This is a genomic window from Bacillus sp. V3-13, assembly GCF_002860165.1.
In the GTDB taxonomy this organism is placed as follows: Bacteria; Bacillota; Bacilli; order Bacillales; family Cytobacillaceae; genus Bacillus_BJ.
Genome location: NZ_PGUZ01000012.1, coordinates 45008 through 59692, shown reverse-complemented (window position 1 = coordinate 59692; position 14685 = coordinate 45008). Strand labels below are relative to the sequence as shown.

The 14685-nt window shown below is 43.0% G+C and carries 16 protein-coding genes; 1 reads left to right on the top strand and 15 read right to left on the bottom strand.

Features of this window, described 5'->3' with window-relative positions; all coding sequences use genetic code 11:
- Positions 1-2: 2 nt before the first annotated feature.
- From CU633_RS04785 to CU633_RS04715, 15 genes are all read right to left on the bottom strand, one after another.
- Positions 3-230: a hypothetical protein gene (locus CU633_RS04785; RefSeq protein ID WP_101658587.1), complete on the bottom strand. Its 228-nt coding sequence runs from the start codon at positions 228-230 to the stop codon at positions 3-5.
- A gap of 174 nt (positions 231-404) precedes the next feature.
- Complete coding sequence (locus tag CU633_RS04780) at positions 405-1301, bottom strand: 3-hydroxyacyl-CoA dehydrogenase (RefSeq protein WP_101658657.1); 897 nt, start codon at positions 1299-1301, stop codon at positions 405-407.
- Positions 1302-1343: 42 nt separating this feature from the next.
- Positions 1344-2117, bottom strand: coding sequence for an enoyl-CoA hydratase-related protein (locus tag CU633_RS04775; RefSeq protein ID WP_101658586.1), 774 nt, complete (start codon positions 2115-2117; stop codon positions 1344-1346).
- 15 nt (positions 2118-2132) lie between these two features.
- The gene (locus CU633_RS04770; protein ID WP_101658585.1) at positions 2133-2912 is read right to left on the bottom strand and encodes an enoyl-CoA hydratase-related protein; all 780 of its coding nucleotides are present in this window, start codon (positions 2910-2912) and stop codon (positions 2133-2135) included.
- Complete coding sequence (locus tag CU633_RS04765; protein WP_101658584.1) at positions 2905-3213, bottom strand: EthD family reductase; 309 nt, start codon at positions 3211-3213, stop codon at positions 2905-2907. The genes CU633_RS04770 and CU633_RS04765 overlap by 8 nt, the downstream gene beginning before the upstream one ends.
- Positions 3214-3254: 41 nt before the next feature.
- Positions 3255-3773, bottom strand: coding sequence for a 1,2-phenylacetyl-CoA epoxidase subunit PaaD (gene paaD, locus CU633_RS04760; RefSeq protein WP_257958490.1), 519 nt, complete (start codon positions 3771-3773; stop codon positions 3255-3257).
- A 13-nt stretch (positions 3774-3786) separates the two neighbouring features.
- On the bottom strand, positions 3787-4608 hold the full coding sequence (paaC, locus tag CU633_RS04755) for a 1,2-phenylacetyl-CoA epoxidase subunit PaaC (protein ID WP_257958489.1): 822 nt from the start codon (positions 4606-4608) through the stop codon (positions 3787-3789).
- Positions 4595-4951, bottom strand: coding sequence for a 1,2-phenylacetyl-CoA epoxidase subunit PaaB (gene paaB, locus CU633_RS04750; RefSeq protein ID WP_101658581.1), 357 nt, complete (start codon positions 4949-4951; stop codon positions 4595-4597). Before paaB ends, paaC begins: the two co-directional genes overlap by 14 nt.
- A gap of 22 nt (positions 4952-4973) precedes the next feature.
- Positions 4974-5876 (bottom strand): 1,2-phenylacetyl-CoA epoxidase subunit PaaA, encoded by a 903-nt coding sequence (gene paaA / locus CU633_RS04745; RefSeq protein WP_374703346.1) that lies wholly within the window; start codon positions 5874-5876, stop codon positions 4974-4976.
- Between the two features lie 92 nt (positions 5877-5968).
- Entirely contained in the window at positions 5969-7300 is a 1332-nt protein-coding gene (locus CU633_RS04740; protein ID WP_101658579.1) for a phenylacetate--CoA ligase family protein, read from the bottom strand.
- 275 nt (positions 7301-7575) lie between these two features.
- The gene (locus CU633_RS04735) at positions 7576-10998 is read right to left on the bottom strand and encodes a hypothetical protein (RefSeq protein WP_101658578.1); all 3423 of its coding nucleotides are present in this window, start codon (positions 10996-10998) and stop codon (positions 7576-7578) included.
- 187 nt (positions 10999-11185) lie between these two features.
- Positions 11186-11737: a CBO0543 family protein gene (locus tag CU633_RS04730; protein WP_101658577.1), complete on the bottom strand. Its 552-nt coding sequence runs from the start codon at positions 11735-11737 to the stop codon at positions 11186-11188.
- 48 nt (positions 11738-11785) lie between these two features.
- Complete coding sequence (locus CU633_RS04725) at positions 11786-12304, bottom strand: CBO0543 family protein (protein WP_101658576.1); 519 nt, start codon at positions 12302-12304, stop codon at positions 11786-11788.
- A 135-nt stretch (positions 12305-12439) separates the two neighbouring features.
- Positions 12440-13546: an AI-2E family transporter gene (locus tag CU633_RS04720; protein WP_101658575.1), complete on the bottom strand. Its 1107-nt coding sequence runs from the start codon at positions 13544-13546 to the stop codon at positions 12440-12442.
- A gap of 75 nt (positions 13547-13621) precedes the next feature.
- Positions 13622-13855, bottom strand: a complete 234-nt coding sequence (locus CU633_RS04715) for a group-specific protein (protein ID WP_101658574.1) — start codon at positions 13853-13855, stop codon at positions 13622-13624.
- 508 nt (positions 13856-14363) lie between these two features.
- On the opposite strand from CU633_RS04715, the gene CU633_RS04710 reads away from it, so the two are divergent.
- On the top strand, positions 14364-14555 hold the full coding sequence (locus CU633_RS04710) for a hypothetical protein (RefSeq protein WP_101658573.1): 192 nt from the start codon (positions 14364-14366) through the stop codon (positions 14553-14555).
- Positions 14556-14685 lie beyond the last annotated feature (130 nt).

Sequence of the window (14685 nt, the reverse complement as noted above, 5' to 3'; positions counted from 1 at the left end):
GCTTACTCGCAAACCGGGTTCCGCGGAATTTTATCAAAAGAGATATCATTGTACATCCTGCTGTTCCTGCGAATCAGCACTACATAATTGGCGGTCCAAATATAAGAAGGAATTTGATTTCCTTCCTCGATCATCATTGCCTCAAATTCATCCTGCACCATTTCTTCAAACAGCTCGCGCGTATAGGTTTCGGCGTCGGTACTGAAATCCTTCCATTCACAAATAATCATCGGCTCCACTCCCTCTCGCTAAGTTAACATAAATATAGCACGGTTCATCTAAAAAACTTTATGGATAATTGAACAATGTTTGAAACATGATCTTTAAAACGTTTCCAGAGGGAGTTGATGCTTTCCAGAACGATTCATTGCGTTTTGCAGTTTGCTGGCCTGGTATTTTCATACTTATTTTTCATTTTCCATCCGGTAGTCGTAAACGCCCCTTCCCGTCTTGCGCCCCAATCGCCCTGCTTTTACATATTGCTCCAGCAAGGGTGCCGGCCGGTATTTTTCTCCTAACTTTTCATAGAGATATTTCAAGTTGTTCAAGCGGGTATCAAGACCGACAAGATCGCCGAGTTCAAACGGGCCCATCGGATAATTGAGCCCCAGCTTGATCGCTTTATCAATTTCCTCCGCTGTTCCGACACCCTCCTGAAGCATATAGAACGCTTCGTTGCCGACAAGCGCGCTGATACGGCTTGTCACAAAACCGGGAAATTCATTGACGACGACTGTTTCCTTGCCCATTTTTTCGGCGGCACTGCGGATTGCTTCTACTGTTTCATCACTTGTTTCAAGGCCGCGGACAATTTCAACGAGGGCCATTTTATGGACCGGGTTGAAAAAATGCATCGCGATCACTTGTTCAGGCCTTTTCGTAAACGAGCCAATCTCTGTGGGACTCATCGTAGAAGTGTTTGTGGCGAACAGGCAATGCCCGGGAGCATGCTGGTCAATTACTTCAAAAATCGTCTTTTTAGTATCAAGTACTTCCGGAACCGCTTCGATGATTAAATCAGCATCTTTAACATGCTGAACGAGACAAATTGAAAAGGTTAAGCGGTGCTTCGCTTCGTCAACTTCCTGCGCGGATAGCTTTCCCCGTTCGAGCGATTTGTTGAAAATTCCTTTGATTTCGAGCTCGGCATTTTTCAACTGCTCTTCTTTAATATCAACCAGTGTAGTCAGGAAACCGCTGACAGCACAAACATAAGCAATCCCTCTTCCCATGACCCCTGAGCCAATCACGACCACATTCTTCAATTCTATTGCCCCCCTTCTTAAATAAGTCTTTAACATGGAACGGACTGTCACTCGCTGTGTCCATTCTTTCTTCTCCTTTTAATAACCTTTAAAAATTGGTTTCCGTTTTTCACTGAAAGCGCGCACACCTTCTTTATGATCGTCTGTTAATCCGGCAACCCGCTGTGCCTGCGCATCCTTCTCCAAAAATTCCTCAATGCCGCACTGCCAGCTTGCTTTCAAATTTCGCTTTATCAGACCGATCGCTTTTGTAGGCAGTGCGGCAAGCCGGCCGGCAAACATGGCGACCTGCTCTTCCCACTCACTGGAGGGGATTACTTTTGTGACGAGTCCGATATGCATAGCATCTTCAGCGGATATCCTTTCACCGAGCACGGCCAGCTCCAAAGCTTTGGCATGGCCAACGAGCTTTGGCAGGTAATAAAGATTTCCGGCATCGGGAACGAGACCGACATGAATGAATGCTTGAATGAAGCTTGCTTTATCGGAGGCAAGCCGGAAATCACAGGCAAGGGCAAGACTCAGTCCTGCTCCTGCGGCAACGCCATTAACGGCCGCTATTACAGGCTTCTCAACTTTTTCAAGCTCCATGACCATCGGATTGTAGCGGGTCCGCAAAATTTCGCCATGGTCTGTGCCTTCAGTGACACCACCCAAATCTTCGCCCGAACAAAAAGCGCGACCTGCACCGGTTATGACAATCGCCCGTACTTCGGGATCTCCCCCGGCCTGCTTTAAGGCGCTTTTTAGCTCGCGGTTTAACTCCTCGGTAAAAGCGTTTAATTTTTCCGGGCGATTCAGCGTCAACCATGCTGTTTGGCCGCGAAGCTCATAGTTTACGTTATTGTACATCGTATGTACCACCCCTTATCTCCCTTTAAAATCAGGCTTTCGTTTTTCCAGGAAAGCTTTCATGCCTTCCTTTTGGTCCTCTGAAGAAAATAACAAATAGAAATTTTTCCGTTCAAATTGCATTCCTTCATATAGAGGGTAATCGACCGCTTTTAAAACGGATTCCTTGATCAGCCTGATCGACAGCGGAGGCTGCATCGCGATTTGCCGCGCAAGCTTGATCGTTTCTTCAATCAGGAGCTCCGGGGCAACAATTCGATTGATCAATCCATACTGGAGTGCTTCGCGGCTCGAGATTCGTTTCCCGGTAAACAACCATTCCATCGCTTTTGTTTTGCCGACGAGCTTCGTTAGGCGCTGTGTTCCCCCTGCACCAGGCATGATTCCGAGATTGACTTCGGGAAATCCAAACTCGGCACCTTCGGCGGCCAGCAAAAGATCACAGCAAAGAGCCAATTCGAAAGCACCGCCAAGCGCAAAGCCATGAACAGCCCCAATGATCGGCTTTTTAATCCAGGCGAGCCGGTCCCAGTCCGCAAACTGGTTTAACATTTCTAAATCAATTGAACTGGCATTTGCCATTTCGTCAATATCTGCTCCGGCAGCAAAAGCGCGCCCGTTTCCATTTAGCACGATGACGCGAACATCGTCATCCCGGTCATAAGACTCCATTGCCGATAAAATTTCCGATATCATCGTTCGATTCAGGGCGTTTAACACATGCGGCCGATTTAACGTAATCATACCGATCTGATCGCTTATCCCGGTTTCAATAAATTGATAGCCTTTACTCATTTACTTCTTCACCGATCATCATCGTGACTAAATCACCGGCAAAAGACATAACATCTTTTGCGGAAGCTTTAGCCTCATCTGTTTTCATGGCCGCTTTGAATGCTTCAAGGCTGTCATAAAACATTTCGCACATTAAATAATACTTGCCTTCCCCTCCCATCGGATTGCCGATTATTTTCGTTACTTTCATTTCGCGAAGACCGGGAATCCTGGCGGTCAGCGGCGCATGCGTATTAAAATAATGTTCATCAAAAGCTTCCTTATTTTCCGGGTGCTTGTATAAAGCGATTAATTTAACCAATCATTCCATCTCCTTTAATTAAATATTTTTATAGTCAATCTCTACATCAGCGTGGATACCGGCTTCATTGCCTCAAAAGGATTTTTGCAAGATTTGCAGTATAGGATGCTCCGGCAGGCAGTCGGGCCAAAGAGATTGTCCATCGATGTGTATTCTGAATCACAGTACGGACAATTGACACTCCAGCTGCCATCCGCACCGAACACTTTTGGTGGAGGAGCAATCCCGAATTCCTTTAGCTTCTGCCTTCCAGCTTCTGAAACCCTTGCCGATGTCCACGGAGGATGATAGATAAATTGAACATCCACTTCGATTTGATCCGATAGTTCAGCAATCGCTTTTTCAATATTGTTCTTAATAATATCAAGGGCCGGACAGCCCATAAATGTCGGCAGCAGCCGGATTTTGACTTTGTTGTCCCGCACCTCCAATTGTTCAAGCATGCCAAGCTCAATGATGGAAAGCGTATTTATTTCTGGATCTTTCACAAAATAAAGCGCTTTTAAAACTCTTTGCTCAAGGGTATCGACATTGACGATTTCTTGCTCACTTTCTTTCACAGTTATCCTTCCTTTACCAGCTTGCGGCCGGATCAAAATGGTATACTTCCCCAAGAGTAGAAATGGCCCTGGCGAGATCATCGGTGTGATCGCCGTTTCGTCCATCTCCATGTTTCATTGCAAAATGGATTGGTATCGATAGATTAACAAAGTCAAAAGCGGGCTTCATTGCCTCATTCCACCGCTTTTGTAAAATTTCCTTCGAATCTATCAAACCATGACGTGTGATTTCAGCACCTTTTGCACCAAGACTGAGCACTCCGCCGAAATCGTCCATGACGATGACAATCGCCTGCTCCATTCTCGATCTCGCTTCACCACCCGCAAGCATCAACTGTTCAAACCATGTTTTCCAGTGGAGCTGATGATAGTAAAGTTCCATGCTGATCTTCACGGCTGTTTCGCACAAAGGTTGATAGCTTGAGTTTTTCAAAGAATTGATTTTAATTTTTTTGGCTGCCGTATAGAAATAATGGCGGACCACCGCAAATGCCCAATCATAATCAGGTTCACTTAAATAATCTCCAGGTCCATTCGCCATTTCCAATAAAACAGCATTGCGGCGCTGAGCGGCTGTGCGGCCGTGGGCCAATGCGTCGACGCTGCCCTCACCGAGGTCCTCAAGCAGCTGATAATACATGGCTGCATGGCCCATCGTATCCTGATTAATCGAAGAAAACGCGACATCTTCCTCAATATGGGGAGCAAGCCCAAGCCATTCTGAGCCTCTGTATGCGAGAATAAAATCATCATCTGCCAGCTGGTACAGCAATTCAGCCAAAGACTCTTTATAGGCTGGATTCTCAAGCGCCTCAGCCGGGCTAAGCTTTTTCACGATCCTGCTCCCCTCCCCATGAAAAGATTTCTTTTTCATCGAGCATCCCCTGCTCGTATTGACGCCATTTCTTTTTTAAATAGCCGTATCCTTTTGTATTTCGATAGTCTTTGTTGTCAATGCGCAGCAACGATTGCCGTTCTTCAAAGCTCATCATTCTAATATATGAACGTTTGACGACCCAAATATCTGAAACAGGCTCCCGCCTCATGAAATTTTCCTGGGCCATGATCAAAGCGAGCTCTTCATTCGGCGCCAATAAAGAAAATTGGTACTGTAACGGCGCCGTGTCATTTCTTTTGCTAAAAACTTCGTACTCCTGGTAAAAGCCTTCACTTCCCAAAAAAAACCCTCCTTCCAGCGCCTTAACCCGCACCGCTCAACGCTTCACGGACCCACGAATTCATTTCGTATGACCTGCGGCGCAGCTTTAGCCGCTCCTGCGATTTTGGCCCGTTATTTTTAATAATCTGCTTAAAGCGAGTCCAGTCAGGCTGCTGATAAATCCACTTGTTTGTTTCTTTATCGAAATACATCGTCTCATCCGGCACTGTTAAGCCTAATGACAGCACCCGCGGGATATATTTTGTGAAAAAATCCTGGCGAAGCTGTTCGTTTGTTTTTGTGCGAATTTTATATTTGATCGTGATATCCTGTTTCGAGGTGCCTGTCGTTGAGGCGTCCCCCGGCCCAAAAAACATCAGCAAAGCTTCCCACCAGCGGTTGATTGACGCTTGAACCATTTCCCGCTGCTCTTTCGTGCCCTCGGCGAGCGCCATAATGATCGCCTCCCCATGCTGGGCGTGAAAAACCTCTTCTGCACAGATGCGTTTTAAAGCCCGGGCATACGGAGCGTAAGAGGCATTTAGCATATTCGTTTGCGTGATAATCGCTGCACCGTCCACGAGCCAGCCGATCAGGCCTGCATCCGCCCAGGTCGGTGCTTCCATATGGAAGACATTATGGAATTTTAGATCACCGCTAAACAAATCATTCATAATATCCTCCCGTGTTTTTCCGAGCGGCTTCATTAAATCTTCAGTGACGCGAAGGAGCAGCTGGCCATGGCCCATTTCATCCTGCACCTTTGCCATAATGCCAAGCTTGCGCTTCAAGGTCGGCGCTTTCGGCACCCATTCTTTTTCAGGAAGCGCTCCCATGATTTCGCTGATTCCATGCATCGAAATCAGCTTAATTAAGGTCATCCGATACTCATCGGGCATCCAATCGTCCGCTTCGATTTTTTCGCCTGCTTCGATCCGTTCCATAAAAAGCTCGTATTTTGCCTGTTCAGATAAACGCTCAAACGAAACTGTTTCTTGCAAGTCCTCCACCTCCAGTTAATCTATTCCCGCATCAGCTAAAGTGCAAAATTACCCTGCTCATTCCTTCGATCAATAATTCTGACCGCCTTTCCCTCTGAGCGGGGGATCGACTTTGGTTCCCGGATGACCGTATCCATCGCAATCAGGCAGCTGCTTTTTAACGCGGCCTTAAGGTTTTGCTCCAACTGGCGTATTCTGTCATGGGTCAGGTCAAAGCCAATAGCTTTATAGCAATCTTCCGTTATCTCGACATGAAGCTCGAGTACTTTAAAGGAACGTTTTTGCAGCATATGAATTTGATAATGAGGTGCCATTTCTTTCATCTTTAATATGCAGTGCTCAATTTCTGAAGGAAATACATTCACCCCATTCACATTGAGCATATCATCGATCCGCCCCTTTATTCTTGACATCCGGGCCGTTGTCCGGCCGCATCGGCACTTTTCTTTATTTAATGAAGCAATATCACCAGTCCGGTAGCGGATAACAGGAAAAGCCTCCTTTGTTAAGCTCGTCAATACAAGCTCCCCGTCTTCACCGTCAGCAACGGGCTCTAGTGTTTCAGGGTCAATCACTTCAGCATAAAAGTGATCCTCGGCAATATGGAGGCCATTTTGCTCTTCATGACATTCGATCGCCACTCCCGGCCCGATCACTTCACTTAACCCATAAATATCACAAGCTTTAATCGCCAGTTTTTCTTCGATTGTACGGCGCATTTCCTCGGACCACGGCTCGGCCCCGAGGATCCCGTAGCGGAGCGACGTTGCAGCTGGATTCTTACCCATCTCTTCCATTGTCTCAGCAATATTTAATACATAGGATGGTGTCCCGCAAATTACGGCCGGCTGGAAATCTTCAATCAGCATGATTTGCCTTTGCGTGTTCCCCCCTGAAATCGGCACAGTCACCATTCCCAATCTTTCGCTGCCATAATGGAGGCCGAGCCCGCCTGTAAATAAACCATATCCATACGCATTGTGGAGAATTTCTCCCGGTTTTCCCCCGGCAGTGGCAATCGAGCGGGCGACAATTTCGCTCCACATTTCTATATCATGTTTCGTATAGCCGACAACGGTCGGTTTCCCGCTTGTGCCGGAGGAAGCATGAAGTCGGACCAGCTCGCTTTTTGGAACGGCAAGCAAGCCAAACGGATACGCTTTTCGCAAATCTGATTTTTTTGTAAAAGGCAGGTCTGCCAGATCATCCAGGCTCAGATTTTTTTCAGGGTTGATACCGCTTTCAAAAAATTTTTTTCTATAGAACGGAACACGCTGATAAACTCTTTCTGCGGTTTTTTTCAGCCTGTTTTGCTGAAGAGATCTTATTTCTCTCCGATTGGCCGTTTCAATCGAATCAATAATCAAATTCTTCCCTCCTTATGAGCAGCCGGTAAGTTAAGGCAGACCACCAAATCATAAGTTCTTTTCGTATGACGTTAATTAACCGTAATGTGATATTTGTGTTATATACTATTTAAAACAAAGATAACTTGAAAACATTTAAAAGTCAACTAATTTTTCTGAAAATTATCTATATTTAATAAATGCAATCGTTCTTTTTCTTTTGTTTATGGTGAGGCAGCAACAATCATGAAAAACAGCAGCGTTCCTCATCCGTAAGGCAAGCTGCTGTTTGTCGGTTAATTCCATTTCTTCAGCCGGTCCAAAACCTTTTCTTTCAGAATCGTGATAAAGGTTGTTTCGCCTTTGGCCGTTTTTTGTTTATGCCATTCATTGTAGCTTGCCGCCGCAATCAAGATTGAGCCGGCGATAAGCAAGTAGGCCCACCACGGGAGATTTCCCCAATATGGCCTCGTTTGCAGGATCACATTCAAGACAAGGACGCCAGCTCCAACAAAGAAATACGATTTTACCTTAAAAACCATTCCTGCCAGCATTGATAAAAGCGATAACGTCCCGAGAACCAGCGCATCGTAAATCGTTGAGCTTGCCAATCCATCCTCGACAAGCGATAAGGAAACAAAAATGAGCACAGCCCATTGAAGATAATCTGCAAGCCTTTTATGCTTTTTTTCAACGCAATGCTGTAAGTAAATAGCAAGCGCGACAAACGGCAGCACAAGTGCTTCCCGTCTGAAAAGTTCAGGAACTTCGATTCTTGCCATTACCGAATAGTACGGTTCAAGCAAAACGGCACCTGCTGCAAAGGAAACAACCCATGCTGCACTGGCCGGGATTCTTTTTCGTTGTAGCCATAACGCCAATGAGATCGCCACCCCAGGAAACAATTCAGCTAATAAAGGCTCTGCATGAAACAGGTATGAAAAGGCGAAAAACAACAATCCGCTCAACGTATAACTGTCGAGCTGTTTCTCTGTTTGATTCATTTCAAACAGTTTCGGGTAAAGCTTTAGCCCTATCGCCGTCAGCAGAGCTCCGGCCCCTCCCGCTAATCCCATGATGTGACCGTCGCTGATGTTAATTTCTAACACCAACCTGACAGTAGCAAAAAAGACGATCAAAAGCGGAATCGATGCGGCAATATCCCATTTTATCAAATGAAGCAGCAGCAAAATTCCTGCCGCATATAAAATGGTTGTTGAATAAAGAAACCAGCCAAAAGGATACGCATTCAGAAAAGATAGTAAACCAACTACAGAGAATGGCACTAAAAACAAGGCTGTTCTGTTTTTAAATGCATGATTAGCTTTTAAATAGAAGATCGTTAAGATCATACTTGTTATGAAAAAAGCAAAATGCGCTTCATTGTTTCGATCATAAAAATGGATGATGTTTAATACTGCAAAAAAGACCGCTATAAAAGCGCCATATAGCATCAGCTTCTTTTTCGATTCACTCCTCACTAAATACACACTGACCGAATAAATGACCATTGCCATCAGAAAATTCACAATCGACTTTTCACCGTAAAATAAAAACGATACGAGCAGTGTAAATGGCAGGAACAGATGCGCAACCCAGCTGAAACCATTGAACAAGCTGCTGTCTCTTATCCGCAAAGCAAAGGCGATAATAGCAAGGGCCAATGAACCTCCTGTTAAAAGTGCGATATCGACTGTTTCCGGAAAATCAATGAACAGAGAGAGCGAACGAATACAGGAAAAGTAAGTCGCCAATGAAACAACAGCCAATAGATAGCTGATCCATTTCCTGGCGGCAACCTGATATAAACGAAAGTACATCGCTACTCCGCCGGCAAAAACGAGCGGCCGGCCCCACGGCTCATTGACAGTCGAGCCCAGGGCAATCAAAAGCGAAATGGTGTAAAAGGCTTCGGCAACATAAAAGAACGTCCGGTATAGAAGATGTCGTTTTAGAAACATACTTATCAAAAGCAAGATCAATCCTGCTGCCGCAAAATGAAAGACAAGACCAAGTTCCGTTTGCAGAAACAGCGAAACTTGCCGCCATTCTTCCGCCAATGCTGTAATTGCCAATCCCCATGAAACAGGTGCCGCCCATGGCAGCGCAGCTGTGTAGAAAGTTCTTTTTTCTGCCTTTAGTAATAGAAGCAGTGCCAAGCCTAACATGAAAAGCCCAATTGCCAGCTCCAGCCAATAAAATAATCCAGCGGCAGACAGCGTTGCAAGAAACATGAGGATCAGGCCGACATCCCTTGAGCTTGATGCAATCATTTTGATAACGTTCAGGCGTAATGCATAACCAAAAACAACCGTTAAAATGAAGCCGATCATGAAAATTGGCAGTACAAAAGATTCAAAGTGAAAGACTTCATCAAGCTTTAACTCAGCCTGATATAATGCCGCGGCCATAAAAACCGGGTTTAAATAGGTAAAAAACAATTTTTTCTCCACAGCTGCCAAGTACAAAAAATTCGCAAAAATAAGCAAATAAGCAACTAATAAAACAAAAGAAGCATTACCGGCCGACAATAAAAATCCCTCAGCGCTCATATACAGGAAGGCGAGTACGGAAGTAACCGCACTTGTCATCCGAAAAATCTTTTCCCAGCCCTGGTTTTTCCGAAGCAGTCTCGGCACGAATAGAAAAAGAATCCCAAGAAAGGCATAAAATATTGCATCTGCGTGATCCAGGAATGAATTTTCGATTAACTGATAAGCGCCGTAAACGGCCATTAAGGAAAAAACGAAATAATATTCCTTTCTGCCTGATACATATACCATCGACAAATAAAGCAGTGCGGCCACTATCGTATTCAATCCGTAAAAGACAGGCTCTTCAAAGAAGCAGAGCATCAGCAGTGTTGAAATAACAAGGTTTACTTGCGAGTATGCGATCAATTCATTTTTAAATAACGGGTATTTCGCAGTTTTTTTGAGCCAGTGATATCCGGCAATCAATAAACCATTGTAGAAAATCATGCCCAAATAAAAGGCATCGATACTTAAAGGAAGTGCGGCAAGCAGAAAACCTGTTCCAACGGTAAAACCAATATAAGAAAACCAGACAAACAATCTGGAAGACAGCAATTTTGCAAGGACAATATAAACCGGTGCTACAAGCAAACTGCCAAGCAGCCCCAGGATGTAACGGCCTTCCCCATAAAATGATAAATACCTTCCCAATAACTCAAACCAGCCGAGCGATAATATGAAAATCGGCAAAAATAAACTCCCCAGCACCATAAACGCAAATCCGGTCTGGTTAATTCGCAGGATTCGAATCGAAATATAAGCGATCACATAAAACAGCAAAGAAACAAGCGCAATCGAGCCGCTCTTCATCCAGGGAGCCATTGTTTCCCAGTTGCTGGTTGCGACAAACAAGCCGCCGATCAATAACAGAATTACGCCAAGATTTAAAGACCAGGTAATATTCCGCTCCCTAATTTCTTCAGCATTCCGCTTTTTCGTCACCTGTTTTTTGACTTGAACTGCTTTTACAGGATCGGCCGTTTCAATCGTTGCTTCTGTTTGTATTGTATCGGTTTCCGCTTCTACTTGCTCCGTTTGTTTTTCGATTGCTAAATCAGCATAGTATTGAATATGGGCATTGGATATACGCGTATACTCATCAGGTGCTATATACTCCTTATTTTTCAGCAGCCACAACTCTTTTTGAAAGATTTTTTTCCGCTCCGCCTCTGTGAAAGCCTCCATCGTACCCCTCTTTTCATATAACATTAGCTAAATGATCCTTTTAGTGTAATTTTACACAAATTATTGTTTTTTTCAATGGTTTTTTCACTAATTGTATATGCATTTTCTGATTCAATTTCGTTTCAAATTAGCTAGAAAATATGAAAAAAAGCCATTCCCGGAACAATTTCCAAAAATGGCTTAACATTTATTTATTTTGTTTGCTAATGATCACTCTGGTCAACCACCTGATCGACCATCCGATAACGCTGAAAACGATGAGTGAGGTAACATGGCTCCACCCGATATTCAGCCTTAACAGATCATAATGCATAAAGATGGGCTCAATAATAAAGGAAAAGAAAAATGCCAGGGCGAGATTAGCGAAAAAAAACGCCCGGTTATTTGTAAAAAATTGATATATAATCATATAAGAAACAGGAATAACACTGATGTCGGCCGATATTAGTGTGTGTAAAATTGGAATGAGTGTTTTAGGATATTCCCAGAATCCGAACGCTGCCCCAAACTCATCGAGCAAAGAAGCGATACACGACCATAACAAGCCATACAACAAAATCTCAAGCAGCCGTCCCCTGTCTACTATTTTCCACCAGACAAACCACGGGATGATAGTGGCGGCAAGCAAGAACCACCAATGAGGCTCAAATAAGCTATAATCAACAAAATAGGCCTTTCCCAGCTTATCCATGATATCCCGGTATTCCTGGATTTTTTCATATTTCACATTATGCGCCATTTACACCACCTTAATCCTTTACTTGAAATGATCGGAACAGTCTGCCGTTTATCTTAACTCGATTGGTGTTCCAGAAGGAACGTCAAAGAAGAAAATCAAAAAGACTATAAACGGGATACTTAATGCAATAGCTAAAAGCGGTTTACGAAAATGAATATAAATGATCGAATACATGACCATATAAAACATCAAGGAATAATATACATTCCAACCGTGAAAATAATGGATCATCTCGAAATGATAATAAACTGATTCGACAATAAAACTACCTGCAACCCATTTAAAAATATAAAAAACCTTTTGTTTTGGTTCTTTGCCCGTGATATTCGATAAATATAAAATGGTAGCGCCCGGCAAGACGAGAAAAGAATAGGCAAGATCGGTGATGATATAGCTGAATTCGGGTATTGGCTCGTACTTCCACAACCAGTAGTTTGCGGCTAGAAGATTATAAAGAATACTGGCCAAGGCTACAAAAAGCATTGTGGGATAGTAATAATACCAGTTTTTCCAATCACCCCAAATAAAAGCAGCTGTTATCACAAAAACAATCAAAAAGAGATGCATACGTTAATCACCTTTGCATGTTCGAATATGTTCAGTATTTGCTAATAAAAGTAAACCTATGAATGCAAAAAATCTCGATTTTCCTCACAAAAAAACCATGCCGTTTATTTTTTGACGACATGGTTTTTATCTTTATCAAGTTGAAATTTTATCGTTCTCCAAGTACATTTTTCGCGCCCGCAAAAAACGGATCGTATTTAAAACAATCGTTTTTGTGACCGCATAGAATGGGATGGCTAAAATCATTCCCAATACACCTGCAAGATTGCCGGCTACAAGCAGTAAAATAATAATCGTCGCGGGATGGGTATCAAGCCGTTTCCCAAGAATAAGCGGGGATAATACGTTCCCTTCAATTTGCTGCGCGATTGCGATTACGACAACAACAAGAATCGCTTTCGTTGGCGAATCAAATAAAGCAATCACAACAGCGGGAGCGCCGCCCAAAATAGGCCCAACATACGGAATGATGTTTGTGACTGCGACAATTAACGCGAATACAAGCGCATAAGGCAAATCAATGATTAAATACCCGATGAAGGCAATCGTACCAACAAATAAGGCAACCGTCACCTGTCCTTGAATATAAGCAGCAAGTGTTTCATTCGTGTCTTTTAAAGTATTTAACGCTTCCTGACGATACGAAGCAGGCAAAAATTTCACAAGTGCCTGGGGGAAGTTCTTGCCATCTTTAAACATATAGAACAATAGGAAAGGAACAGTAACAATCGTGATCGTGATATTTGCAAGTACCCCGAACACATTTGAGATCCCATTTGTAAGTTTATCCGGCAATGTATTTGCAAAATTAATAATCGCGTTTTCGATATTTTCAATAGGCACATAATCCTGCGTCATAAACCATTGAAATTGCCTTGAATCAGCCAATTGATCAATCAGGTTTCTCGTTTGCTCAACGTACATTGGCAAATCATTGAATAACGCGGTAACCTGCCTGGATATGACAGGCGCAAGCAGGCCGATAACAAGCGCTATTAAACCAATAAATAGAATGTAAAGTATCGCAATCGCCAGCGTTCTTGGGATTTTAGCTTTTTCGAGCAAATTGAGTGCAGGATTTAATAGAAAATACAAAAAACCTGTAATGATAATGGGAAAAAACAAAGTCGAAGCAAAAACGGCAATTGGTTCAAATACAAAGGAAATTTTCGTTGAAACATAAACAATAATTAATAGAAGCAAAATTTCTAAAGTCCAAAAATGGAGTTTTGACTTAAACAACGAGTTCATCCTTTCACATATGGCAGGCGTATCCTTCCACACAAAGATTATTTACACCCAAGCTGGTTCTGCAAATTAAACGTTTCTCAATATTAACTCTAATCTGCGGTTGCGTTCTTGCTTTTCCTGCTCATCAGCAAGATCGTATTTTTTTAGTAAATGGAAGACGTCATTCAGGATATCTTGCGTATGCTCTTCAGCTAAAAATTTTGAAAACAACTCCCTGATTTCTGTCGGCAAATATTCAGACTGGGATTTAAATTTATTTTTGACATCGTCATGAGAATGATCCACATTGCACCCGCCCATATGATAACCTCCTCTTTTTTTCCCTGTGATTCACAAAAGGATTTTTCTTTGGTGAGTAAGTATATTCATCAGCTTTAGGTCATTTAACCATGCTGATTGCTTTGATCGACGGCTCTACCCCTTCTGTCCTTAATCAGAAGCCAAGCGCTTCAATAAAACATCCTCTTCGAAAAAATGTATCAAAAAAGAAAGAATTACACAAGAGAAATACTGGTACAATTGATTTCTTCAAAACAAGTAACGATCTGACCGAGAATAATTTTTGTGTATTCCGACTATCCGCAATCAATTGAAAACCCTTACAAAAATAGGCTGAAAAAATGGGACATTAGTAAAGACTGTTTCATATACTATTGTACAGTGAAGCCTGGAAACTCCCATATTTCTCTAACCCTTTTATAATACGGACATACCATTAGTTTTCCTGAGGCCAGTTTCACTTCTGACAAGCTGTTGTCGCTATTCCAAATGAATTGCCGACAATCACTATTAAGAAAGGGGTGAGATCATGAACAATACAGTATTATTGTTTTTAGCCGGCATTCTGGCTGGATTTGCACTTTTAAAAGTTCCGGCAGTATCTTTTCTAACGGGATTACTACCTTTATTCAATATTATCGGAGCACTTGCAATCATCGTTTTCTCTCTTGCATTGCTGTATCTTGGCTTAAGAACCCTGCTGAGTCGAAATTGGGGTTAATCTGGGCCCTGTTAAATATTAATGCTGAATTTCCAAAAAGAAAAAGCAAAAGGACCAATTTTTTGGTCCTTTTGTATGCCTATTTTTTGCTAACAATCCTGTTATCGAATATGGAAAAAGCTGCTGATGT

Coding starts and splice junctions, on each gene's coding strand:
- CU633_RS04775 (WP_101658586.1), bottom strand. CDS start 2,117: ATGTACAATAACGTAAACTATGAGCTTCGCGGCCAAACAGCATGGTTG.
- CU633_RS04770 (WP_101658585.1), bottom strand. CDS start 2,912: ATGAGTAAAGGCTATCAATTTATTGAAACCGGGATAAGCGATCAGATC.
- paaA (WP_374703346.1), bottom strand. CDS start 5,876: ATGGAACGGATCGAAGCAGGCGAAAAAATCGAAGCGGACGATTGGATG.
- CU633_RS04710 (WP_101658573.1), top strand. CDS start 14,364: ATGAACAATACAGTATTATTGTTTTTAGCCGGCATTCTGGCTGGATTT.
- CU633_RS04735 (WP_101658578.1), bottom strand. CDS start 10,998: ATGGAGGCTTTCACAGAGGCGGAGCGGAAAAAAATCTTTCAAAAAGAG.
- CU633_RS04715 (WP_101658574.1), bottom strand. CDS start 13,855: ATGGGCGGGTGCAATGTGGATCATTCTCATGACGATGTCAAAAATAAA.
- CU633_RS04785 (WP_101658587.1), bottom strand. CDS start 230: ATGATTATTTGTGAATGGAAGGATTTCAGTACCGACGCCGAAACCTAT.
- CU633_RS04730 (WP_101658577.1), bottom strand. CDS start 11,737: ATGGCGCATAATGTGAAATATGAAAAAATCCAGGAATACCGGGATATC.
- CU633_RS04780 (WP_101658657.1), bottom strand. CDS start 1,301: ATGTTAAAGACTTATTTAAGAAGGGGGGCAATAGAATTGAAGAATGTG.
- CU633_RS04725 (WP_101658576.1), bottom strand. CDS start 12,304: ATGCATCTCTTTTTGATTGTTTTTGTGATAACAGCTGCTTTTATTTGG.